19 protein-coding genes and 1 other annotated feature are annotated in these 25,717 nt (G+C 48.9%); of the genes, 16 read left to right on the forward strand and 3 right to left on the reverse strand.

The genetic code is table 11. The annotated features are described in order from the left end of the window. Positions 1-759: 759 nt before the first annotated feature. Positions 760-1,896, reverse strand: a complete 1,137-nt coding sequence (locus tag KGF70_RS08640; RefSeq protein WP_050337720.1) for a hypothetical protein — start codon at positions 1,894-1,896, stop codon at positions 760-762. Positions 1,897-2,312: 416 nt separating this feature from the next. Between KGF70_RS08640 and KGF70_RS08645 the strand changes: the two genes are divergently transcribed. From KGF70_RS08645 to KGF70_RS08705, 14 genes are all read left to right on the forward strand, one after another. Beyond that, positions 2,313-3,017: a class A sortase gene (locus KGF70_RS08645; RefSeq protein ID WP_216768896.1), complete on the forward strand. Its 705-nt coding sequence runs from the start codon at positions 2,313-2,315 to the stop codon at positions 3,015-3,017. Positions 3,018-3,125: 108 nt separating this feature from the next. Then, the gene (locus tag KGF70_RS08650) at positions 3,126-3,686 is read left to right on the forward strand and encodes a LemA family protein (RefSeq protein ID WP_003637674.1); all 561 of its coding nucleotides are present in this window, start codon (positions 3,126-3,128) and stop codon (positions 3,684-3,686) included. Positions 3,687-3,697: 11 nt separating this feature from the next. Further along, on the forward strand, positions 3,698-4,597 hold the full coding sequence (gene htpX, locus KGF70_RS08655; protein WP_003637675.1) for a zinc metalloprotease HtpX: 900 nt from the start codon (positions 3,698-3,700) through the stop codon (positions 4,595-4,597). A 59-nt stretch (positions 4,598-4,656) separates the two neighbouring features. Continuing rightward, positions 4,657-5,445 carry a hypothetical protein gene (locus tag KGF70_RS08660; protein WP_050337716.1) on the forward strand — a complete coding sequence of 263 codons (789 nt, stop codon included), beginning with the start codon at positions 4,657-4,659 and terminating at the stop codon, positions 5,443-5,445. A gap of 444 nt (positions 5,446-5,889) precedes the next feature. Continuing rightward, complete coding sequence (gene murF, locus KGF70_RS08665; protein ID WP_216768921.1) at positions 5,890-7,278, forward strand: UDP-N-acetylmuramoyl-tripeptide--D-alanyl-D-alanine ligase; 1,389 nt, start codon at positions 5,890-5,892, stop codon at positions 7,276-7,278. 253 nt (positions 7,279-7,531) lie between these two features. Next, positions 7,532-9,109 (forward strand): DEAD/DEAH box helicase, encoded by a 1,578-nt coding sequence (locus tag KGF70_RS08670; protein ID WP_216768897.1) that lies wholly within the window; start codon positions 7,532-7,534, stop codon positions 9,107-9,109. Between the two features lie 529 nt (positions 9,110-9,638). Beyond that, a complete protein-coding gene (locus KGF70_RS17600; RefSeq protein ID WP_260197764.1) occupies positions 9,639-9,773 on the forward strand; it encodes a hypothetical protein in 135 nt (44 codons plus the stop codon). Positions 9,774-9,889: 116 nt separating this feature from the next. Beyond that, entirely contained in the window at positions 9,890-10,252 is a 363-nt protein-coding gene (acpS, locus tag KGF70_RS08675; protein WP_003637679.1) for a holo-ACP synthase, read from the forward strand. Further along, positions 10,252-11,379, forward strand: coding sequence for an alanine racemase (gene alr / locus KGF70_RS08680; protein ID WP_216768899.1), 1,128 nt, complete (start codon positions 10,252-10,254; stop codon positions 11,377-11,379). The genes acpS and alr overlap by 1 nt, the downstream gene beginning before the upstream one ends. Before the next feature lie 447 nt (positions 11,380-11,826). Beyond that, complete coding sequence (locus KGF70_RS08685) at positions 11,827-12,219, forward strand: type II toxin-antitoxin system PemK/MazF family toxin (RefSeq protein WP_003637688.1); 393 nt, start codon at positions 11,827-11,829, stop codon at positions 12,217-12,219. Positions 12,220-12,801: 582 nt separating this feature from the next. Next, entirely contained in the window at positions 12,802-14,784 is a 1,983-nt protein-coding gene (locus KGF70_RS08690) for a KUP/HAK/KT family potassium transporter (RefSeq protein WP_216768901.1), read from the forward strand. A gap of 191 nt (positions 14,785-14,975) precedes the next feature. Next, positions 14,976-15,222: a binding site (T-box leader), on the forward strand. Between the two features lie 54 nt (positions 15,223-15,276). Beyond that, positions 15,277-16,329, forward strand: coding sequence for an ABC transporter substrate-binding protein (locus KGF70_RS08695; protein ID WP_088770078.1), 1,053 nt, complete (start codon positions 15,277-15,279; stop codon positions 16,327-16,329). Between the two features lie 20 nt (positions 16,330-16,349). Next, positions 16,350-17,363, forward strand: a complete 1,014-nt coding sequence (locus KGF70_RS08700; RefSeq protein WP_050337712.1) for an ABC transporter permease — start codon at positions 16,350-16,352, stop codon at positions 17,361-17,363. Between the two features lie 17 nt (positions 17,364-17,380). Beyond that, positions 17,381-18,151 carry an ABC transporter ATP-binding protein gene (locus tag KGF70_RS08705; RefSeq protein ID WP_050337711.1) on the forward strand — a complete coding sequence of 257 codons (771 nt, stop codon included), beginning with the start codon at positions 17,381-17,383 and terminating at the stop codon, positions 18,149-18,151. A gap of 793 nt (positions 18,152-18,944) precedes the next feature. On the opposite strand, the gene carB is transcribed toward KGF70_RS08705, so the two are convergent. Next, positions 18,945-22,007: a carbamoyl-phosphate synthase large subunit gene (gene carB, locus KGF70_RS08710; protein WP_216768903.1), complete on the reverse strand. Its 3,063-nt coding sequence runs from the start codon at positions 22,005-22,007 to the stop codon at positions 18,945-18,947. Next, a complete protein-coding gene (locus tag KGF70_RS08715) occupies positions 22,000-23,070 on the reverse strand; it encodes a carbamoyl phosphate synthase small subunit (RefSeq protein WP_216768915.1) in 1,071 nt (356 codons plus the stop codon). The genes carB and KGF70_RS08715 overlap by 8 nt, the downstream gene beginning before the upstream one ends. Before the next feature lie 267 nt (positions 23,071-23,337). Here KGF70_RS08715 and argC point away from each other — a divergent pair, with 267 nt between their 5' ends. Both argC and argJ read left to right on the forward strand, forming a co-directional pair. Further along, entirely contained in the window at positions 23,338-24,363 is a 1,026-nt protein-coding gene (argC, locus tag KGF70_RS08720; RefSeq protein ID WP_216768918.1) for an N-acetyl-gamma-glutamyl-phosphate reductase, read from the forward strand. 136 nt (positions 24,364-24,499) lie between these two features. After that, complete coding sequence (gene argJ, locus KGF70_RS08725) at positions 24,500-25,708, forward strand: bifunctional glutamate N-acetyltransferase/amino-acid acetyltransferase ArgJ (RefSeq protein ID WP_105923817.1); 1,209 nt, start codon at positions 24,500-24,502, stop codon at positions 25,706-25,708. The last annotated feature ends 9 nt before the right edge of the window (positions 25,709-25,717 follow it).

A 25,717-nucleotide genomic window follows, 5' to 3' on the forward strand; every position in this document is an offset into this window, starting at 1 on the left:
AGATTTAAGCCGACAACCCACGTTTTAAATACTGGTCTTCTACTAACCAAGCACAAAACGCTTGCTAAGTGGAATTTCACCACTGAGCCTTGCCCAGAATACCTTCCAGCCGGGATGGTATTCGAAAGGTGGACACTTATGGACCCAACTTTTTGTTGGATTAGTCGTTGGTTACTGGGTACACGGACATTTTGATATTCAACTGTCAGACTGGTTCTAACAATAGCTAAGCTTTTTTACCCATGCTTTAAGGCTTCTGACCAGTAGCTGCACTGAATTTGTCAGAACTTTCCCCAGTTGTTTGAGATAGCGGAATCTCAAATTATAAACGCAAGTAATTTTATCGACTAAATTCAAGGACTAAATTCAAGACTAGTGTCATTGTATTTAGTGAATCATACTCAGTAATCTTCTCAGTACTAAACGTCGTAAGGCACCAATGATACCAATTAAGACTTTGTCTGAAGGACCAGACACTTAATATTCAGTGGTCAATTGCACCAAGTTAGGTGGGCGTTCATCCGCCATTCGAGCGGCTTCCCGACTGGAGCTCACCGGCTGACGAACAGGAATCCACCAACTAGCACAATGAGCATTATGAAGATCAAAGTAAGATTGGTGGGTGATTCCGCAGTCCTAACCATTCCTAAAGTATTCAATATTGAAAAGGATGCAGAATTTGAAGCTGAACAACTCCAAATAACCCGCCCAAGTTCTCACAAACTCGGGCGGGTTATATCAGTTTAAGCAAACGTCAATTCAGTACCGCATGATGGCGAGAGCGGCAGTTTCGACGGGCATCCGGTCAGCTGGGATGATGCGAATCTGGCCATTCATTGCCATCACCACATCGACGAGGTCATCGATTAGGTTATCCGGTGCGGCGACGGGATCGGGTTGTTCGACGGTGGTTGTTGGCAGACCACCAGCGACATTCGCGTCAGCTGCAACGATCAAGGTGTCGATGCGACCGCTGAGTGCGGGTTTGATCATGTCGAAGGGATCGTCAATGGCGAGTTGCCGTGATTGGGCCTGGTCGTAGCGCTCCATCATGATGTCGGCGAGCTGCGTATGCCACTTGGTCTGAACTGGTTCAGTGGCCGTTTGCATGGCACCTAACGTTAAGTTGCTTGGCGATTTATCAATCATCAAGTGTTGCGACAAGTACGGGTTCTTGTTGATTGCCCGAAAGACAGCTTGATTATGCGGCAGGCCCATCAAAATCAGTGGGCGTTGTGTCCGTTGTGAGTAGGCTTGGACATAGGTTGCAACTTGTTGGTAATAGTTGCGCTGGTCAATATCGCGCTCTTCGGCTTTGGCGTTGTGGCCGTGATAGTTCGCGCCGTGGACCGGACTCGCGTTGAAATTCAGGTCACCGCCGCGCTTTTCAGTACCCAGTGCTTCTGTCAAAGTTCGAGGGGCATCCGCGGGCAGCTCGATTTCAATGAAGCGACCGTCACGTTGTGCATAGAGTGCCATGCTATCTTCGTTAAGCGCTAACAAATCAAAATCAAATTGATGTTGACGGTCGGCGAGCACCGGACGAATCGCAGGCATACTATTGACGATAACTTGATTTTCGGTTGGGTATTGCAGGTCAAAGACGTGTAAATCGCGGCCGTTGGTAATAATCCCCGTTTGAGGCCCCGTGTGTTGAAGCCAAAAAGCGTTATCATCGATCAGTTGGGTCAACTGTTGCTGATAAGGCGCAAAGTCTGTCTTTGGAAAGTGGTGGGCCATCTGGGTTTCAGCGTCGTTAATTAATTGTTTGAATTGTAAGCGGCGGCGGTTCAGGTCGTTCATGACAACGGCCGTATTGCCATAGATTGCAATGAAGGGGCCGTCGTCGCGCTGTTGCATCAGTTGAGTGAGATCGTTTTTAACCATCGTTTCCATAGGTCCAACCTGCTTTCTGTATTTGATAAGCCTAGCATACCAAGGATTGGATTATTAACGCAAATATTATGATTATAATAAGTTGAAATGCGAATCGAGGCGGCTCAGGTTGCATTGTCAGCTGACGGTTGGTCAACCAGTGTTCAACTATTTGCGATGAAGGCAGTTAGTACACTGATGTCATTGCCGTTCAGCTGATTTCAGACTGATGAGTGAAGCACGTAAGGGTAGGTGAATCGCACTGATTTAAGTGCAGTTTTGACCACGCGACTTAGTCTGATAACCCTGACGGAGGTGCAATTCCGTTTAAGTTGACGCAACTTAACGAATTCGGGGCTTTATTCTGTGCGGCAATTAAGGTATATTTACCCTAAGGCCTTTGATAAAGGGCGTAAACAAATTAGGAGGCGGGATTAATGAAGTCCAAGCAACATCCCGGGTTAAAGTGGTTAGGTCGGGGCGTCTTTGTCCTGCTAGTGTTAGTGTCGTTGGCGCTGATTTTTAATGAGCAGATCAAGAGTTGGTTGGTCAGTTCATATTCACCAACGGTCACGACCAAAACGGTCAAACAGAATGCTAAGAAAAAGAGTGATTTCAACTTTTCAAAAGTTAAATCGTTGGACTTTCAAACGGTCGCGAAAGCCCGCATGAATAAGAACGCGATTCACGTGATTGGTTCGATTGCGATTCCGTCCATTGATTTATACTTACCGATTGGAAATGGTGTCAGCAACGAGACGCTCGCCTTAGCCGCGGGAACGATGAAGGCTGATCAAAAGATGGGACAGGGGAACTACGCACTGGCCGGTCACCATATGATCAAGCACGGCGCTCTATTTAGCCCACTCTATTACAAGAGTAAGGTTGGTCAAATGATTTATGTCAGTGATGCGAAGAAGATTTACGCTTACAAGACGAGTCAACGGACCTTTATTAAGGCGACGGATGTCCAAGTGATCGATGACGTGCCCGGCAAAAAGCTGATTACGTTGATTACGTGTGACAAGACCGGAGCGGGCCGACTGATGATTCGCGGAATGTATGTCCAAAAATGGTCGTTCAAGTCGGCACCGGCTCAGGTTCAGAAGGCCTTTACAAGTCATTTTAACAACAAATATTAACAATTATTACAATTTGAGGGTATCGATACCGTCCGAGTGAATTTCACGGTACAATATAACTTAAGTTAATCTGTTTCAGGTTGATCTAAATTTAGAGGGGGTCTATTGATGGTTGGTTTAATTATCGTGGCGGTCATTTTAGTTTTGATCGCAATCTACGTGGTTATTTATAACGGCTTAGTGAAGTCGCGGATGTATACGCAGGAAGCCTGGAGTCAAATCGACGTGCAACTCAAACGGCGGACGGATTTGATTCCTAATCTGGTCAATACGGTCAAGGGCTATGCCAAGCATGAAAAAAGCACTTTGGCTGAGGTCATTTCGTTACGGAACCAATTAACGCAAGTTCCAAGTGGCGATCACCAACAGGCCATGGCAGTTTCGGATCAATTAACAAATTCGTTGAAGAGTATCTTTGCTTTAGCTGAAAGTTATCCTGATTTGAAAGCGAACCAAGAATTTGGCAAGCTGATGGAAGAGTTAACGAATACTGAAAATAAGATTGCGTATTCACGGCAATTATTTAACTCGAGTGCCGCTAGTTATAACATGAAGTTACAACAATTCCCATCCAATATCATTGCGGGAATTCATCACTTTAAGGACGTTGAATTCTTAACGGTCCCTGAAGCTGAAAAAGCAGCACCAACTGTTTCATTTGAAGATTAGAGGTTACGCCCATGTTATTTGAGCAAATTGCCCGCAACAAGCGGCACACGGTATACGTGATGGCCGCTTTTGTCGTTTTACTGGCCGTCATCGGCCTCGCTGTGGGTTATGTCTTTTTCAACAGTTCGCTGGCTGGACTGATCATTGCCATGATTGCGGCCGGCTTTTATATGTTACTCATGATTAGTCAGTCGACGGACATCGTCATGAATATGAATCATGCGCGTGAGTTACATCATGCGGACGATGATCCTGAGTTATGGCACATCGTCGAAGACATGGCACTAGTGGCTAAAGTACCGATGCCACGCGTATTTATCATTGACGATGAGAGCCCCAATGCGTTTGCGACCGGCAATAATCCGGAACACGCTGCGGTCGCGGTCACTACTGGGATTCAGGCTCGGTTGAATCGTGAAGAGATGGAAGGCGTGATTGGCCACGAGATGAGTCACGTGCGTAATTACGACATTCGCTTACAGACGATTGCACTGGCCTTAACGGCGGCCATTAGCCTGTTAGTCAACTGGGGCATGAATGCCTTTTGGTGGGGCGGTGGTCGGCGCAGTCGTGATAATGATCGCGATAGTAACGGCGCCCAAGCCCTATTGATGGTGCTTGCCGTGGTCGTCATCATTCTGGCTCCGTTAGCCGCTAGTCTGGTGCAGATGGCCCTGTCTAGGAACCGCGAATACTTGGCGGATGCGGGTAGTGTTGAACTCACGCGTAATCCACTGGGTCTGATCAATGCGTTAGAAAAAATCGACGACAGTCAGCCGATGCAACAAGCGGATCCTAGCAGTGCCGCGTTGTATATCTCCGACCCGTTCAAGGCTAAGAAATCGTGGACGCACCTTTTTGAGACGCACCCACCGATGGCTGACCGAATTGCCCGCCTAAAAAATATGTAATAAAAAATGCGCTGAGGTTAATAACGGCTTATAATAAAACTAAATAGAAAGTTGAAAGAGTGAGACGGTTGCAACGCAAATATATTTACGCCAATTTGGAAAAACTGGATAATCTTGTCTTTGCCTATGGAATCGACCAGAGCGATTTTGTACACGGTATTAAGCGGCTCCCGGCGAACTTAGTTTCGTTAGTGGGCGTTGATGACAACGAACATGCGGTCAATGCCCATACCGGATTGAACGTCATTAATGATGAAAATGAAATTCGGCGTTACATGCTCCAAAGTCACTCGTTACCCGTTAAGTGGCTGGACTATGATGAGGTCGGTGACTTAGACTTTCTGACGGCCACCGAAATTGCCGAATTGCTCTATTTAGGCCACATGGATCGGCCAATTCGGTCGCCATTTAATTATAAGTTGCGCAATCGCTACGTTTTCTTGGAACAGCGCAACGGTGGTATCAAGCTATACTTCTATTATATTTCGGCGTTCAGCCATATTTTGAGTGCCGCAATCGTTCGCCACACGTTGGCTGCTTACCGCGGTCGGCGGATGTTCATGCGTTCGCTCAGCGTTCCTCGAGTTCCCGAAGCGATTTTAAAGCAGTTAGTCGCGTTGATGCCAGATGGACTGTTCATTTATTTTGATCAGTCGATGGTTCGCCAACGGCAATTGCTAGTCCCCGTGCATACGGAGACGACGGGGAATGAGATCGAAGTCTTTGACCCAGCGCGGGGCGGAGAGAATCGACGGACCCATAACGTGGCCACCCTTAAGTTCAACTTGAACTCTGGCACCTGGGCGCTACAAGTTCATGATGAGACGGCCTTTGAGCCACACTTATAGTGATCAGTTAATTGGTAGTTGTGAAGCCTGGTCAGTGTGAGGTAAGAGTTGCCAGCAGTACACCAGTATCGGTCGGGCGGATGCGCTACGACAGCTATTCGTAGGTCAGCGGGCCAACCACCAGCGACCACGCATACGCTATCGTGGCAACAAGTCGTCAGCGGCGGTCCAGGCAGCTCGTCTGGATGCTCGCAGATTAAAACAGTAATATGATTCAATTAAAAAGCTGATTATGAACGCCCTGCTAATCTTAGCGGGCGTTTTTGGGCTAGACGCTCAAACCGAATTGTCGCCTAATTCGGCCTGACCGTAGAGTACCCGTAGTCAAAGTGGTATAATTTTATTGCGCGTAGCTTGAATTGGGGCTACGATTCGAGCAAGTGGAACCTTAGTCAGAAGTTGGTGGCCGAACAGTGGTCACCATGAATGGAGAGTTTAATCGATATGAAGATGCAAGTTGCCGAAATTGCCAAGGCCGTTGAAGCGGTCAATGCCGAACAGGCTTGGCCCGACGTCAATGTAACGGGAGTGGCGTTTGATAGCCGGCACCTGCAAGCGGGGGATTTATTCATACCGCTGATGGGTGCCAATGATGGTCATCAATATATTCAAAGTGCAATCGAGCACGGGGCCGTTGCGACCTTATGGGCCAGCGACCACGCCGACAATGTTCCTGAAAGTATCCCGGTGATTATGGTCGCCGACACGTTGACCGCGTTACAACAACTGGGTCAGTATTACTTACAAAAAATCAATCCGAAGGTCGTCGCCGTGACGGGCAGTAATGGGAAGACTACGACCAAGGACATGATTGCCAGTGTGCTGAGTACGCAGTTTAACGTCACCAAAACGCATGCGAACTTCAATAACCAGATTGGGGTGCCGGTCACTTTACTTAGTATGGAACCCAACACCGAGGTCGTGGTGGTCGAAATGGGCATGGACCATTTTGGCGAGCTCGACTTTCTCAGCCGCTTAGTCCAACCAGATGTTGCGGTGATTACGATGATTGGTGAAGCGCACATTGAATTCTTCGGCACGCGTGACCGGATTGCGGATGCCAAGTTAGAAATCGTCCATGGACTCAAAGAAGATGGGACCTTCATCTTTAATGGTGATGAACCGCTATTACAAGAACGGGCCAAAGAAGTGAGTCAACATCAACGGACCTTTGGACTAGATGCGACGAACACCTTAGCGGGTAGTGAAATCACGACCAGTCGCGCTCAGACACAGTTCAAAGCGAGCTTGTGGCCGGATGCAACTTACACGATTCCAATGATGGGCGCCTACAACGTCAACAATGCCTTGGCTGCACTCTTAGTTGGTGATACGTTCCATATTCGACCAGCCGCTGCACAACAAGCCATTGCGAGCTTCGTGCCAACTGAGAATCGGACGGAATGGCTGACGGGCCAACGTGGCGAAGCCATTTTGAGTGATGTTTATAATTCCAACCCAACTGCTGCGCGGCGCGTATTGGCCGCATTTGCAGCCGTTCCGACCAAGGGCAAGCGCATCGCCGTTTTAGGAGACATGCTTGAATTGGGTGACCAATCGGACGCCTTACACATGAGTCTGGCAAGCGAATTAGATCCTGCCACGATTCAAAGTGTGTACTTGAATGGTGAACACATGCGGGCCTTGGCGGAAGTTTTGCAAGATAAGTACCCGGCTGGTAGTATCCACTACTACGCGACGGCTCGACAGCCGCAACTGATTGACGCCTTAACGGCAGCGGTTGAAGCTGATGATCAAGTCCTATTGAAGGGGAGTCACGGCATTCATCTCGAAAATGTCTTGGCTGCCTTGCAAGCCGCACCTGAAAAATAAAATTTTAACCATTTAAATTAAGAGGCCCTCGCGGTGACTAGGTAATGGTGACGCTAACATGAATTTTGACACGTCATTTCAACGCTTATCATTGCGGGGGCCTTGCTTGCTTATTTAGAATAACCGGTGTATGATAATTCAGTTGTACCATTTGAAAGTCAGACCGTTGGCTTACATGACAGCGTCTTACGGGAAACGGATTTTTTCCTAGCTGTCAGTAATCCCATGGTGTCATCCTTAGGAGGAAACATATTTGAAGTTTACAGAACTAGGCTTATCCGATAGCCTACTTAAAGCAGTTCAGCGGGCCGGCTACGAAGAAGCGACCCCGATTCAAGCCGAAACCATTCCAATGGTGCTAGAAGGCAAAGATGTGATTGGCCAAGCACAAACCGGTACTGGGAAGACCGCCGCGTTTGCATTGCCAATCTTACAACGCTTGGATTTTAACAACCATAACATTCAAGCTTTGGTGGTTTCACCAACGCGTGAATTAGCCATCCAAACTCAGGAAGAAATCTTCCGTTTAGGTAAAGACGAACGGGCCAAGGTCCAAGTCGTTTACGGTGGTGCTGATATTCGGCGCCAAATCAGAAATCTGAAACAAAATCCTCAAGTTATCGTAGGGACACCTGGTCGATTACTTGACCACATTCGTCGTGGAACGGTCAAATTAGACCACGTCAAGATGTTAGTTCTTGACGAAGCTGACGAAATGTTAAACATGGGTTTCTTGGAAGACATCGAATCAATCATCAAACAAGTGCCGGATGAACGTCAAACAATGCTGTTCTCCGCAACGATGCCACCAGAAATCAAACGGATTGGTGTGCAGTTCATGAAGGAACCGCACCACGTTAAGATCAAGTCGAAAGAAATGACTGCCGACACGGTCGATCAATATTACGTTAAGGCCAAAGAATTTGAAAAGTTCGACATCATGACTCGGTTGTTCGATGTTCAGGCACCTGAACTCACCATCGTGTTTGGTCGGACCAAGCGCCGGGTCGACGAATTATCCAAGGGTCTCGAAGCACGTGGTTACAACGCTGCTGGGATTCACGGTGATTTAAGTCAACAACGGCGGACGCAAATCATGCGTCAATTCAAGGCTGGTAAGTTGGATATCTTAGTTGCGACTGACGTGGCTGCCCGGGGACTGGACGTTTCTGGTGTGACTCACGTGTACAACTATGATATTCCACAAGATCCTGACAGTTATGTTCACCGGATTGGCCGGACTGGCCGGGCCGGACATAAAGGGGTCTCATTGACCTTTGTCACACCAAACGAAATGGAATATTTGCGGGTCATCGAAAAGTTGACCAAGAAGCGGATGTTACCATTGAAGCCACCAACTGAATCCGAAGCTTTTGCTGGCCAATTGGCTGCTGCCGAAGCGGACGTTGATACGTTGGTTGCAAAGACTTCAACTGATAAGTACGCTACACAAGCTGCTGAACTCTTGCAGAAGTATGATGCAACGGACTTAGTTGCGGCCTTGTTAAATGATTTGACCAAGGACGATGCTTCTGCCGTTCCTGTTAAGATTACGCCAGAACGGCCATTACCTCGTCATAAGGGCGGCGGTAACAACCGTCGTGGTGGTTATCGCGGTAACCGTGGCCGGAACAACAGTCATGGCAACGGCCGTGGTGGCTACTCACACAATGGTCGTAATCGCGATCGTGACCGCAATGGTCGTGGCGATCGTAAGAGCAACGGTTACAAGAGTCGTAGCCGTGACGACAACCGGAGCAACAACCGGAATCATGATGACGGTCGGAAGCAAAGCAGTAAGCGGAGCTACACGATTCGGACTAATGATTAAAGTCAACTCACAAATTAAATCGGCTTAATGTTCCGTTAAGCCCAAAGGTCGAGCGCAGGCTCGGCCTTTTTTGTTGGCATTAATGCTAAAATCGAGTGAGGGACGCAACGGTATTGGATATAGTGGCTGACTGCGATGACCGGCGCCTTCTAAATTTTAACCTGTAGACAACGATTACTCATGTTGACGTGAAAAGATTGCGTGCACTGCCCCTTTTATCCAACCGGTAGCTGTGGTAAATTGGAAACATCAACCTGAAGCGACGGAAAAGTTAGTTTGATTGTTGTTAATTGGAATTGCAAGAACAGGAAGTGGATGGCTTGTTCGTCAGCCGATGAGGCGTCCTAATCCGACCTCCAGGGCTGGCTGACAACGCTGGAACAGGGCGGACATCGATTTGAACTCACGCAGAAAAGCACTGCGCAATTTCAAATACGAGTCTTCTTCTAGCCCGGGAAAATCGCCCGGACAAGAAGAACTTCGCCCTTGAGCATTGTCAGCCAGCCCTTCCAGTCGGGAAGCCACTCGAATGGCGGATGAACGACCACTTATTTTGGTGCAATTGACCATCGATATTAGGCGACTGGTCTTTCAGGCAAACTTTGAAATAATATTTATGATGATTTATGATATTCGAATGTCGACAGGATTAGCTGAAGATTAGTGCCTAATTCAATGGAAGCTGGCCGCCTTTGACTTTAAGTATTGAAATAGAATTCAACTGGTGGATTGCCGTTGATACAATGAATCATGTTAATGAGTAAAAGAGGGGGGATCAGCGTGATTTATGGGACCGGGATCGATTTAACTGAGCTAAGTCGGATTCAGACGATTTTGGCGAAGGGATTGAAGCTACCTGAAAAGGTCCTCACTCCCGCTGAACAAGCGGTGTTTGCACGTTACCCGCTAAAACGGCAAATTGAATTTTTGGCAGGACGTTTTTCAGCCAAGGAAGCCTACAGTAAGGCGTACGGGACTGGCATTGGCGCTGCAGTTGGGTTTCAAGATATTGAAATTTTAGATAATCAGCATGGCAAACCTGAGATTACGCGGCATCCATTTGATGGGCCGGCCTGGGTCTCAATTTCGCATACGGATACGTTCGTCATGACACAAGTTATATTGGAAAGAGGCAATTTGTGATGGTTGTAATTGGGGAACACTGCCACACGCAAGTCACAGTTGATTTGCAGGCAATTAAGACAAATATTAGTGCAGAAATGGTGCAAAAGGATGAGCTAACGGAACTCTGGGCAGTTGTTAAAGCCAATGGTTACGGCCACGGCATCATCCAAGTGGCACAGGCAGCTAAGGAAGCCGGTGCGACTGGTTTTTGTGTCGCTATTTTGGATGAAGCACTGGCCTTGCGGGCTGCTGGGCTCACCGAACCCATCTTAGTGTTGGGCATTACAGAACCTGAATTTGCACCGCTAGCGGCAGAAAAAGACATCTCGCTCGCAGTGGGAACGCAGGAGTGGCTCAAAACAGCGGCCGCAATTTTGACGGCTAACGAGGTCGTCACACCGTTACACGTTCACCTGGCACTAGATACTGGTATGGGCCGCATCGGCTTTCAAACGCCTGCCGAATTAGCTCAGGCGGTCGCAGCACTTCGCCAGTCGAAGTCACCCTTTGATTTTGAAGGTATCTTTACGCACTTTGCCACGGCGGACCAAGCCGATGACACCTACTTTACGCACCAATTGAACCAGTGGAAGAAGCTGATTGCGGCAGTGGATGAACTGCCAAAGTATGTGCATGTTTCGAATTCTGCGACGAGTTTGTGGCATCAGGCTTGCAACGGTAATATGGTTCGGTTTGGTGTGGCCTTATATGGACTGAACCCGTCTGGCCGGGAACTCAGCACCCCATACCCACTGCATCCAGCACTGTCTCTGACCGCTCAGTTGACGTTTGTGAAACGGCTTGCTCGCGGTAAATCAGTGAGTTATGGGGCCACGTATACGGCTGACCAGGATGAATGGATCGGGACGGTGCCAATTGGGTACGCTGACGGTTATGAACGCCGACTCCAGGGCTTTCACGTCTTAGTTGATGGCGAATTTTGTGAAATCGTTGGGCGGGTCTGCATGGACCAGTTAATGGTTCGTTTACCCCATGAGGTTCCTGTCGGTGCCAAGGTAACGCTAGTTGGGACGGATGGCGACAACACGATTACGTTACAAGATATTGCGGATTACTGTGGCACGATTCACTACGAAATTGCCTGTGGACTTGCCACACGGGTGCCACGAGTTTACGTTGATTAGACTAACATTTACGTTATTAAAATCGAAATACCGCTGACAACTCAGTGAATATTGGTTTCAGAAAGTCGCGCTGACTTTTTGGAGCCTTTTTAATTTTAAATAATTAGAGATTCAGGGGTGACAATTCTGTGCGTCTTACACTAATTTTGAGGGTTGTCAAAAATCCCGGAAAACCAGCGCAGGGCGCACCAACCATTGCAGGTTCACACTAACTTACTTTATGTTCCAGCGGCCCTAAGCTGGCTGCGTTTGGCCTAAAAAGATAAACTAAAATCCGGTTCGGTAACGCCCAACAGACATAAGGTGAGGCCATTTCTACCAATTAGTCTTTGGATTAAATTGGTAAACGGTTGCTAAAAGTGAATGATTCATGCTATCATGAGTAGCAAGATAGTTATATTGGGGCACTATCAGTTATCTGGGTATCGAATAAAGGGAGATGAGGCGATGGCTGCAGCTGACATTAAGCGTGGTGATATTTTCTATGCAGATTTATCACCAGTCGTGGGCTCCGAACAGGGGGGCATGCGCCCAGTGCTAATCGTACAAAATAATGTCGGTAACCATTACAGTCCCACGGTGATTGTTGCAGCAATTACTGCCAAGGTTCAAAAAGCGAAAATGCCCACCCACGTGAACATTAACGCTGCCCATACGGGGATTGAAAAAAATTCGGTTGTATTGTTAGAGCAAATTCGAACGATTGATAAGCAACGGCTTAAAGATCGGGTCACGCACTTGGATGACCAAACGATGCGCCGAGTTGATAATGCGTTACAAATTAGTATCGGGTTAGCTGACCGAACACGACGACGGCCACAACGCACGTTCCAATCATAGTCAATCGATGGGGATAAATTATTTACATAATTGAGCTATTTCGGTGCGATGACCGAGGTTAATAATGCGGACCACTGATTCAGAGTAATTGCTGAATCAGTGGTCTTTTTTTGCTAGCACTATAATTTTTGGCGTCGATAGGTCACTTGCTTTGAGACACCTTTTTATGTTGGCGCGATAATAGTTGTTGTTGGCAATCAAGTAAAAATCTTGGTCACTGACGGCGGCTATTTTCGTTCTCCGTTGACTGTTGCTGGTAATCCGGTTTGGAACTACCGGTGTCTGTCGCATTTTGATAGTGAGGTCGGTTAAATCACGCCATCCAGTACACCAGTCACACTTGCAAATTTAACCGACGAATCAGCTTGAGCTCAAAAGGCCACTGACCAAACTAACAGCCAAATTAGTCATCATTCAGTCCCATCGCCGTAGCAACTGCCCACCGACTGCCGGCTAGCTACCAAGCCCTGAATAGCGATTGCGTTATGGTTGCCTTTTCACTAGGCGTTAGGTAAGCTAATTGGACCCACAGTACGGAACCAATTAGTCACCCGCAGATGGTGTAGAAAGGATGGGCGAATCATGAGTAAGCAGACGCAGTTAAGTAAGCGCCGCGCCGCCGGTCTGTTATTGGCGATGGGCGTGGTATATGGCGATATTGGGACGAGTCCCCTCTACGTGATGAAGGCAATCGTGACCGGTCAAGGCGGTCTTCAAGCCGTTGATGAAACTTTTATGTTAGGGGCGGTCTCGTTAGTGTTTTGGACGATGACGCTGCTAACAACGGTCAAATACGTGATGATTGCGCTCAATGCGGATAATCATGGTGAAGGTGGTATTTTCTCCCTATTCGCATTAGTTCGGCACCGGGCCCGCTGGTTGGTCGTACCGGCGATGATTGGTGGTGCCGCACTATTAGCCGATGGGGCATTGACCCCGGCGGTGACGGTGACGACGGCCATTGAAGGCTTGCGTGATGTGCCAGCTTACGTGCAACTCTTTGGGACGGGCCAGCAAGCCATCATTATCATCACGTTGGCGATTATTACGGGCTTGTTCATGTTGCAACGTTTCGGTACCAATACTATTGGTAAACTATTTAGACCAATCATGCTCGCGTGGTTCACTTTTCTAGGCCTGAGTGGGCTCCTGAACTTGACGCACGATTGGACGATTTTGCGGGCGCTCAATCCGTACTATGCCGGCATGTTACTGATTAGTCCAGCCAATAAAGTCGGCATTTTGATCTTAGGGAGCGTCTTTCTGGCAACGACGGGGGCGGAGGCGTTGTATAGCGACCTCGGGCACGTCGGTAAGACCAATATTCGGTTGAGTTGGCCGTATGTCAAAATCTGCTTACTGTTGAGCTACTTCGGACAAGCCGCTTGGATTTTGGGCCCCGGACAGGCACGGCAGGGTAACGTTAATCCGTTTTTGGCCATGTTACCAGCTAATTTAACGATGGCTGCCGTTATTTTTGCGACGGTCGCCGCGATTATTGCGTCGCAGTCACTGATCAGTGGGTCGTTTACCCTGGTCAGCGAGGCGATTCGGCTCAAGCTGTTCCCACGACTGTTCACCACTTATCCCGGAAATGCGGTCGGTCAGATGTATCTGCCAGCCGTCAACTGGGGTCTCTGGGTCGTGACGAGTTCGCTCGTGCTGTTCTTTCAAACTAGTGAAAAGATGGAAGCAGCCTATGGATTAGCGATTACGTTGACGATGCTCATGACGACGACGCTGATTTACGCCTATATGCGCCAAAAACGAGTGCCGATTCTCGGTGCCGGCAGTCTGACCGCTTTCTTTGCGGTGATCGAAGGTATCTTCTTAGTGGCTAGTGCCGCTAAATTTTGGCACGGGGGCTACGTGGCTGTCGGGCTGGCGCTACTGATTTTCTTAGTGATGGCCATCTGGTATCGCGGTGAACAACTGGTGAAGCAGCACAGCCAACCGCTCAGCCTGAGTCAGTACAAGCCGCAGCTGGCCCGTTTGCGTGATGACCAAACGATCGATAAGTTTCAAACCAATGTCGTCTTCTTAACGAGCCGCATGGACGGGGACCAATTGGAGCGGCAGGTCTTGTATTCGATTCTGGACAAGTGGCCCAAACGTGCGGATGTCTACTGGTTCGTCAACGTCACGATTACCGATGAGCCGTATACCGCTGAATACAAGGTCGATACGCTCGCCACTGATTACGTGGTGATGGTCAAACTCTACCTGGGATTCCGCGTGCGCCAGGATATCAACCGCTACCTGCGCACGATCGTCCGTGATTTGATGGCTTCAGGACGGCTAGCCTCACAGGAACAGACGTACTCCGTAACACCGGGACGCGACGTGGGTGATTTCCGCTTCGTCATCATTGAGGAAAAGCTGACGAATAGTAGTCGCTTATCCCGATTAGACCGGTTGGTGCTCGAAACTAAGTTGGCGATCAAGAAATACGCGACGACGCCTGCCAAATGGTTTGGCCTGGAATTTTCAGAAGTCACCGTGGAGACCGTCCCGATTTTGTTCAGTGAGATTCCCGCTTTGCCGATTACGGAGAAACAGCCTTAGATGAAACACTCATTTCGTTTTAATTTAAACGGTGATTTTTACAGCTAAGCTAAGTTGCCTTTATCCCAGATGAGACAGCTTGTGTCAGCTGATAACTGAATGTTTGCGGCTTGTCCGTATCTAAATTTTGATTTAAAAATTAGGTTGACAAGTGTGAACTTAAGACTATAATCTAATTATATTCTAATGATTCACATGCGGTGATGGGATAAGTAAGCTAGTTGGACGCAGCACAGAGAGCCGGGACAGGTGCAAGCCGGTATGCGGACACAGTTGAAAATGGTCTTGGAGCATTCAGTGCCGAATGATTAAGTACTGACGGTGGTCCCCGATAGCGGACAAGGGTATCTCAATTCAGTGAGATTGACGTACCTGATGAGGACTATTTTGTGAGAAATAGTCGAATTAAAGGTGGTAACGCGAGTAATCGTCCTTCTGTCATAACGGCAGTGGGGCGATTTTTTTATTTTATTTATTTGGGAGGTTTCGCATATGCGGAAAAAGGGAATTATTTTCGGGTTGTTGAGTTTTATTGCACTAGGAACGGTGTTAGCGGGTTGTGGGAGTAGCAGTGCCAGTACCAAGGGTGCTTCCAAGACTTATAAGTATGGGGAGATTACGATTCCCGCGAAGGATGGGTCTATTTGTAACGCGCCTAACTATATCGCCTATGAGAAGGGGTTCTTCAAGAAGAATGGCCTCAAGGCTAAGTTAGTCGCCAATCCGCGGGACATCAGTGATTTGGAAGCCGGCTTTGCGAGTGGCAAATACGATGCACAAAATGGTGATTTTCAGTACTTACCAGCGATTCAAAATGGCGCACAAATCAAAGCAGTCGGGGGGATTCACCAAGGTTGTATCAAATTATTAGTTCCGAAAAATTCCAAAATCAATAGTGTCAAGGACTTGAAAGGCAAGACGATTGGGATTCCGGCGCAGGGGTCCACACCACAGTACGTGACGTCAATTGCCTTACAACACGCGGGCATCGACCCGAAGACGGGCGTGACGTGGAAGGTTTACAGTACTGATTTGCTCGCAAAGGCCGCTGAAAAGGGGCAGGTCGATGCGATTGGGACGGTCGATCCATATGCTTATCAAGCGCAACGTGAAGATGGCTTCAAGACGATCATCGACAATAACAACAATAGTGGCAATGCCAAGATGGCGGCCATGGGCATGAAATCAAAGGGTTCTTGCTGCTACCTCTACCTCTCAAGCAAGTTGATCAAGGAAAATCCAGCCAAGGCGAAGGCTATCGTTCGGTCATACAAACAAGCGGCTGCCTGGATCAACAAGCATCCAGAAGAAACGGCCAAGATTGAGTTGAACAAGGGTTACGTTTCAAAGACCAAGTTTATCAACGTCAAGAACGTCACTCAGATTTTGAAGGATGAACATTTTGAATTGAACTTGAAGACCGGTAAGGAAGACTTAAGCTACTACATCAAGCAATTGAAGCAAGCCGGTTACTTGAAGAAGAACACGAACAACAAACAGTTACTGAAGCAAGCTTACTGGTACCCAGACTTGTCAAAGGATTAAGTTGAAGGAGGTTGAATCACATGCAAATCACAGCAGTCCAATTGAGTCGTAAAAAGGCTGCGCAGGCCACCAAGACGACCGGGCGTTACTGGAAGCCGTGGCACCTGACCTGGAATATTATCAGCTTAATTGTTGTTGCTCTCGCGTATTTTGAAAATCAATGGGTGACGGCACAAGAATATGTTAATAATCAGACTTATCATTGGTTCTTAGGCCTGTACTTCGCCTACTTATTGCTGGTGACGATCATCGGCGCGGTGACCCATGGCCGCATTCGCCGGTACAACGGCCATTTCGCGCAATTAAACGTCTCGTTAGGCGGTTTATTGATCGTTCAAGATTTATTGACACAGAAATTTGCGGTCTTAGAACAACCATTTTTCGTTAGTTTTGCCCAGATTTTAGACCAGATGCGTGAAAACGCGGCCTTGTTGTGGGCATCGACACTCTCATCGCTGGGCTTGTGGTTAATCAGCTTTGTGATTGGGACGTTGCTGGGAATCTTGCTCGGCCTTGGGATGGGGCGTTATCGGCAGTTTAACTACTGGGCTTTCCCGTATCTAAAAGTTATTGGGATCATTCCGGCGGCAGCTTGGATGCCACTGACAATGGTGATTTTTCCGACCAGCTACATGGCAGAAGTCTTCTTGATTGCCTTTTCCGTCTGGTTCCCGGTAGCGTTTATGACGATTGGTGGGGTCCAAGGTATCAGCAAGGAATACTTTGAATCCGCCCGGACCTTGGGCTTTAGCGAGTGGCAAATCATCCGCAAAATCGTGTTACCAGGTGCCCTACCGAGTATTTTTACCGGCGTTTACACGGCGATGGGCCTATCCTTTACCATGCTAGTGATTTCTGAAATGATTGGCGCCAAAGTCGGGCTGGGTTGGTTTATCAACTGGGCTAAAGGTACCGGTAACTATACCCAGGTCTACGCGGCCATCGTGATTATGGCGATTCTATTTTCAGTGCTATTTGCGGTGTTCACGAAAGTCCAAGATTACTGCTTGCGTTGGCGCGACAGTAGTCACTAGAAAGGAGCTTGGCAATTATGGGATTACTGACAGTACAACATGTCAATCAGCGATTGGCGGACAACACTGGTCGTTCAATTGACGTGTTAGACGATATTGATTTTACGGTCGACCCGGGTGAATTTATCGCCATTATCGGACCTTCAGGTTGTGGCAAGACCACGCTGTTGCGGCTCATTTCAGGATTGGACCAGCCTGCTAGTGGCCAGTTGAAGATCGACGACCAATTGATTACGCGCCCGGATTATTCGCGGGGCTACGTCTTCCAGCACGGCAGCCTCTTTCCGTGGGCGACCATCAAAGAGAACATTAGCGTTGGCTTGAAAGTGACTCGCGGCCGGCACTTCGACCACCAGTTAGTGACACATTATATTGACTTGATGGGACTGACGGGCTTTGAAAATGCGTATCCCCACCAAGTCTCAGGCGGGATGGCGCAACGAGCGGCGTTGGCCCGGTCGATTATCATGAATCCGGAATTATTATTACTGGATGAACCGATGGGCGCACTCGACGCCTTCACCCGCGCGGATATTCAAAATGTTATCGAACGTGTCTGGCAACAGACCAAGACGACGATGATCCTCGTGACACATGACATCGATGAAGCCGTTTATTTGAGTGACCGCATCATCGTCATGACACCGCGCCCCGGACGCATCAAGGAAATCGTGACCAATCCGCTGCCACATCCGCGCTCTCGCGTTAGTGCCGACTTTGCAGCCTTCCGTCATCAGATTCAAGATAAACTAAACTTCGGTGCCCGTGACGAACAAGCGGCCCGCTAATTAAAAATGCTGCTCAAGCGACTTAGCTAATGACTAAGCGCTTGAGCAGCATTTTTTTGCTTTGTGGAACTGATTTGAATTGATTTGCAATAGACCATAGGCAAAGAGTTGGATTGCTGTTCGTCAGCCGTTGATCTCCTTAGTCCGACTTCCGGGGCCGGCTGACAACGCTGGAACAGGGCGGACATCGATTTGAACTCACGCAGAAAATCACTGCGCAATTTCAAATACGAGTCTTCTTCTAGCCCGGGAAGACCACCCGGACAAGAAGAACTTCGCCCTTGAGCATTGTCAGCCAGCCCCTTCAGTCGGGAAACCGCTCGAATGGCGGATGAACGGCCACCGAATTAGGTGCAATTGGCCACTGAATATTAAGTGGCTAGTCCTTCAGGCAAACTTTGAGTCAGTATCGAAAATGAGTTGTCGCATTCGAAGACTCAGGTGCTTGCTTGAGTATTATTCGTTCATTTCCAGTCGTTGCGCGTTCGGGACTTTTTTCATCTCGGGCGACTAGAGACGATGTGCCACATGTTCTGTAATGTTACTGACTCCTGAAAGTCAAACATGAGTATGCTGATTCAGCAATTATCAGAAACAAGTCTTACAGTTAATTATCAAAATAACTGTTTTCTGAATATCAACGACTACTCCATCAAAAGTTGGGTCCACACATGCCTGCCTTTCGAATGCCTGGAGGCCGGTGTAGGGCGTCTCTACAACAGCAATTTTATGCAAACCTGCACTGTTTCCAGCGGTCCTCAGCTGGCGGTTTTTGAACTTAATAACGTAACAACTAAGCCCGCACCGGCGCAGGTACGACGGTTAGGAGTGTCGCTAAAGTGTCGATGGCTGTGATGAGCGGTTGACCGTGGTTGAGCGCGGCTGTTGCCACGGGATTATGTGGTTGGTCGTCAAGCGTGAAGCCGATTGCAGTAGTGGTTGCATCCCAATCGCTAGCGTCGTGGATGGTCGTGACTGGTACGTCGTAAGTTTTCAGCAAAGCTTGAACACCAGCATGCGTTAAGGTCGCATTGTCGGTGATAATGCCAGCGGATGGTTGCCAGTCATTGACTTGGTAACTATCGGCCATTGCCGCGTGCCAAGCGGCGGCAAAGGTCGGACCAACGCCCAGCGTTTCGCCCGTCGATTTCATTTCTGGACTCAGGACGACCGGTGTCTGTGGCAACTTGTTGAACGAAAAGACGGGGGCTTTGATGGCGACTTGATTGGGCTGTGGCGTCAGTAATCCTGGCTGCAGTCCGAGGTCGGCGAACGTTTGACCCAGAATCAGTTGCGTCGCAAGTTGGGCAAGCGGCAAGTGCGTCACTTTACTCATGTATGGTACTGTCCGGCTGGCCCGTGGGTTGACGTCAATGACGTAGACCTTGTCGGTGACGACAAATTGGATATTCATCATGCCGATACAGTGTAGGTGCTGGGCGAGTTTGGTGGCAATGGTAACAATTTGGTCTTGGACCGTGGCCGACAAATGTTGGGGTGGATAGACCGTGATCGAATCACCAGAGTGCACACCAGCGCCTTCGATATGTTCCATGATCCCGGGAATGAAGCAGTGCGTGCCGTCAGAAAGTACGTCGACCTCACATTCGGTCCCGGCTAAGTACTGGTCCATCAAAATAGGGGCGCCATGACCCGCCGCGACTGCGGATTTAATGACCGGCGTGAGTTCCTGAGCATCATGCACGATGGCCATTGCCCGGCCGCCCAGCACGAAACTCGGACGTACGAGCAGTGGATAGCCGATGGTTTCGGCGGCTTTGAGCGCACCGTTAAAATCAGTGACGGTGGTGCCGGCAGCTTGAGCAATGTCTAATTGTTGCAAACAGGCCGCAAAGTCTTGCCGATTTTCAGTCAGGTCCGTCGCAGCAACACTCGTCCCGAGAACGTTAACGCCGCATTCCGTTAACTGTTGGGCGAGGTTGATGGCCGTTTGACCACCAAATTGAACGATGACACCAACTGGCTGTTCAAGTTCGATAATCGGCATTAACCGTTCGATGGTCAGCGGTTCGAAGTAGAGCTTATCCGAAGTCGAGAAGTCGGTCGAAACGGTCTCGGGATTGTTATTGACCACGATTGCGTGGTAACCCGCTTGCTGAATCGCCTTGATACAGTGGACGGTCGTGTAGTCGAATTCGATACCTTGCCCGATTCGAATCGGACCCGAGCCAAGTACGAGAATACTGTGGCCGAGTGCTTGACTCTCATTGGTTTGACCAAAGGCGGTGCTGTAAAAATACGGCGTGACGCTCGCAAATTCGCCGGCGCAAGTATCGACCATTTTGTAAACGAATGGTAAATCAGCGGTCAATTGCGCAACGGTGGCGAGCGGTTGGTTCGTATAATGTGCGATGGTGGCCAAGCTCAAGCCATATTTTTTTGCGGCTAATAGATGACTGGCTGTCGCACTGTGGGTTAAATCCTGGATAAGTGTCGTAATGTGTTGCAATTTGCTCAGGAAAAACGGGGTGATGCCGGTCAATTCGGCCAGTTTGGCGAGTGGCCAGCCCGCCTGGAGCGCACCAAGTAGGTAAAAGAGTCGCTGGTCGGTCGGATGCGTCAGCTGATCGATGTATTCAGCGGTGGTGACGAGGTGATTTGGCTTTAAGGTCGTCTGAACAGTCGGGTCGGTTTCCAGTGAGGCAATTGCTTTCAAGGTCGCCTCCTCAAGCGTCGACCCGATGGCCATCACTTCACCAGTCGCTTTCATCTGGGTGCCTAAATGGGCGTCGGCCGTCGGAAATTTATCGAAAGCAAAGCGGGGAATCTTGGCGACGACGTAATCGAGCGCTGGTTCGAAGGCAGCGTAGGTCGTTTGAGTGACTGGATTTTTGATTTCAGATAAATTCAGTCCGACCGCAATTTCCGCAGCGATTTTGGCGATTGGATAGCCGGTCGCCTTGGAAGCCAAAGCAGAAGAACGGCTGACCCGTGGATTGACTTCGATGACGTAGTACTGCTGACTGGCCGGATCTTGGGCTAATTGTACGTTGCAGCCACCCTTGATATCTAGGGCTTCGACGATGTTTAAAGCAGCGGTCCGTAACCGTTGATATTCAGTATCCGTCAACGTCTGAACGGGGGCGTAGACGATCGAATCGCCCGTGTGAATACCGACAGGATCGAAGTTTTCCATTGAGCAGACGATGATTTTGTCACCCTGATTATCACGCATCACTTCGAATTCGATTTCTTTATAACCCGCAATACTCTGTTCAATCAGACATTCGTTGACCGGCGACATGGTGAGTCCCCGTTGTAACGTTTGTGTTAATTCTGTGGCGTTATTGGCGATCCCGCCACCAGAACCACCGAGCGTAAAGGCTGGCCGCACGATGACTGGATAGCCGATTTTTTCAGCGAACTTAAGGGCACTAGCCACGTGGTGAACTGTCGTACTAGCGGGAATCGGTTGCTGGAGTTGATTCATCAGCGCTTTGAAGGCGGCCCGGTCTTCAGCTTGATTGATGGTGGCCAGCGAAGTGCCTAAGAGTTGAATGTGTAACTCCGTCAGAACACGCGCCTGGTCGAGTGCTATCGCCAAGTTCAAGCCGGTTTGCCCGCCAAGTGTGGGAAGTAAGGCGTCGGGACGGGTCGCTTGTAAGATTTTAGTGACACTACTGAGTGTTAGTGGTTGTAAATAGACTTCATCGGCCGTCGTTGTGTCGGTCATAATGGTGGCCGGGTTCGAGTTGATGAGGATCACATGGTAGCCAGCCGCTTTGAGACTGAGACAAGCCTGAGTGCCAGCGTAGTCAAATTCGGCCGCTTGACCGATCTTGATTGGACCGGACCCGATGACGGCGATGGAATGGATTTTAGTGTTTTTAGGCATTAACGACGGCCTCCTTTTGAATCGTTAGTAAGAAATTATCGAAGAATTGACCCGCTTCCTTGGGACCCGGATGGGCTTCAGGGTGAAACTGAACGGACATGACGGCTTGATGTGGCAAACGTAGCCCCTCAATACTACCGTCATTTAGCTCGGTATGGGTGACCATCAGCGGGGTGGCTTTGATGGAAGCTGGGTCGACAGCGTAATCGTGATTTTGCGACGTCATCATGACGCTGCCATCAACGCAGGCTTGCACCGGATGATTCATCCCGTGGTGCCCAAATGGTAATTGGTAAGTCTGAGCGCCGTATGCGAGGGCAATCAATTGATGTCCCAGGCAAATGCCAGCGAGTGGATATTGGTGCGCTAACTGGCGAATCGTTGGCAGGCAAGCGGCGTAGTCAGTGGGGTCGCCGGGGCCGTTGGAGAGTAAGATACCGTCTGGATGGTAGGCGGCAATTGCCTTGAGACTAGTCATGGCGGGGAGTACAATGACGTCACAGCCCCGTTCCTGAAGCTCAGCCGTAATCGCGGCTTTCTCACCAAAATTGAGGATTGCGATCCGCGGCTTAGATGTTGATGCTGGTACGGCTGGTAGTGGCGCGGCGTTAAGATGATGGGCCGGTAGTGTGGCGAGTTTGGCATTAAAGTCGCTGACGGGTTGGTTACTTAAAATTGCCATCTGCGTGCCTGTCTGCCGAATATGAATCGTCAAATCGCGGGTGTCGATGCCTTCAATGCCCGCAACATGGTGGGTCGTTAAGAAGTTGGCCAGTGATTGACGGCTCGTATAATGATCCTCAAAAGTCGCAAGTTCATGAACGATAATCGCCTGTGCGCCCACGGTCGGTGCCTGGGCAACGGTCGGGTCGATGCCATAGTTACCAATTAAGGGGTAAGTAAAAGCAATCATTTGATTTAAGTAGGACGGATCAGTCAGCGTTTCTTGATAACCGGTCATCCCCGTATTGAAGACGACTTGTCCGGACGTCTCTAATTGGCAATCCCCAATCGCCGTTCCAATCCACTGTGTGCCATCCGCTAAAGTTAAGTATTTGTTCATCCCAATCGCACCCTTTCTGATGATTTGGTTAAAATTTCATTTTAGTTAATGGGATAAGTAACAGTATTTTAAAACGAATGTCAATTAAAAATACAAAATAACTGTATAAACGGTTGAATAAAGTCAATTTTATGCATTATACTGAATTAATTTGAATATTTTTTCAAAAAAGCTTGCGTTTTAAAAATAATGAGAATATAGTGTGAAGCATACTCGTTGCATGAATATGCGATTTGAAAACTATTTTTGAATATTTGAGGTGATTATATGCAAGTCGCGCTAGTTGGCGTTACGGGATACAGTGGCATGGTGTTGTACCGACTCTTGAAGCAACACCCGCAAGTTGATGAGATCCACTTATACGGGCATGCGGATGCGGCGACCGTTCCATTAAAGACGGTTGCCACGATGTACCAGGAAGAAACGGCTGAGATTCGACCATTCGATGCAGCCACGATTATGCGCGACGATGCGGTCGTCTTCTTCGCCACTTCGGCGGGAATCACCCGGCAGCTCGCCTTACCATTAATTGAAGCGCATTTTCCAGTCATCGATTTATCTGGTGATTTTCGACTACATGACCCACAACAGTATCAACATTGGTATCATCGTGAACCTGCTCCGGCTGAAGCTTTGGCGCAGGCGAGTTACGGTTTAGCAGATATACCGGCCACCCTGACGACCTACATTGCTAATCCGGGGTGTTACGCAACGGCGACGCTATTAGGATTAGCACCGCTCGTCCAGCATCAGTTGATTGACCCGACCTCGATCGTCGTCGATGCCAAGTCGGGGTTATCGGGGGCGGGCAAACGTGCGACGGATAGTAGTCACTACGTTGCCGTGAATGATAATTTGAGTTTATACAAATTAAACCAGCATCAGCACATTCCAGAAATCATGCAGCAATTGCAGGAATGGTGGTCAGCGGTTCCGGCCATCGAATTTACAACGACGCTGATTCCCGTGACCCGTGGCATCATGGCCACAATTTACGCCAAGGCCCAACAACCACTGACGACGGCGCAACTTCAGGCCACGTTTAATGACAGCTATCAAGCGCAACCGTTCGTGCAAGTTTTACCAACGGGCATGCCGACCTTAAAAGACGTCGTTGGGTCGAACAACTGCGCGTTAGGGGTCGATTATAATCCGGTCACCAATACGATCGTGGTCGTCAGCGTCATCGACAATTTAATGAAGGGGGCGGCGGGCCAGGCGATTCAAAACTTCAATCGTTACTTTGAGTTACCCGTGACGGCAGGACTACCGACATTACCCGTATTCCCTTAATTCGTCGCTTTATGACTCTAGTTTTATGACCCTAGTTTTATGACCCTAGTTTTAGGACTCTTGGATGCATGGACTCGTCGTTCTATGACCCGTAGTTTCCATGTCCGGTAGTTCCATAAGAGAGGAAGTTATTCAGATGCAAGTTTTAACGAATACGAAATTTGAAACGGTCGCTTTTCAGTGGCCGAATGGGTTTTACAGTGATGGCATTCATATTGGGCTACGTCGGCATAAGAAAGATTTCGGCTGGTTGTTTTCAAAAGTGCCTGCCAGTGCGGCTGGAACGTATACCACGAACCAGTTTCAGGCGGCACCTACTAAGCTGACCAAGCAGATGATCGACCACAATCATCAGTTACAGGGCTTATTACTGAACAGCGCCATCGCCAATTCTTGTACTGGTGCGCAGGGCTGGCAAAATGCCTTGCAAGAACAAACTTGGCTAGCCAATAAACTAGCCGTTGCCCCTGACTTGATTGGGGTGGCCTCGACCGGCTTGATTGGTGCCCAGTTACCGATGGATAAAATCCAAAATGGCTTACCGCAGTTGACACCGACTAAGAGCGATGCCGTGACCTACGCCGTTTTGACGACTGATAAACATCCGAAAACCGTCTGTGTGCAGTGTGAATTGAGTGGCCATTTAGTGACGCTGACCGGATTTGCCAAGGGGTCCGGGATGATTCATCCGAAGATGGCAACGATGCTCGGCTTTGTCACGACCGATGCCCAGGTAGATGGCGACGTGCTCCAAAGCATGTTAAGTACCAACGTGGATTCGACCTTTAACCAAATCACGGTCGATGGCGATACCTCTACCAATGACATGGTCGTAACGATGGCCAACGGGTTAGCCGACAATCCTAGCTTAGAACCCGGGACCACCGACTATGACATTTTTAATCAAGCCTTGCATTATGTCTTGGGGCAACTCGCCAAACAAATTGCGGCGGACGGTGAAGGGGCGACCAAGTTAGTCGAATGTAACGTGACCCACGCGGCCTCGGATGAAGATGGTCAAAAGATTGCCAAGGCCATCGTGGGTTCCAACCTCGTGAAGGCCGCCATCTTTGGCGAAGACCCGAACTGGGGCCGGATCATCAGTACGATTGGCGCGACCGATGCAGACATTGACATTGACACGGTCGATATTGAAATGAATGGGATTCCACTAGTTCAGGACAGTTTAGCGGTTGACTTTGACCTAGCTGCCGTTCAAGGGACCTTGCATGACAGTCAAATCATGATTGACGTCGATTTGCACCATGGCACGGCCAGTGGACAGGCGTGGGGCTGTGACCTGACTTACAACTATGTCAAAATCAACGCCAGCTACCATACTTAAACGGAGGTC

The sequence above is a fragment of the Lactiplantibacillus sp. 7.2.4 genome, from assembly GCF_018991185.1.
Lineage (GTDB): Bacteria > Bacillota > Bacilli > Lactobacillales > Lactobacillaceae > Lactiplantibacillus > Lactiplantibacillus pentosus.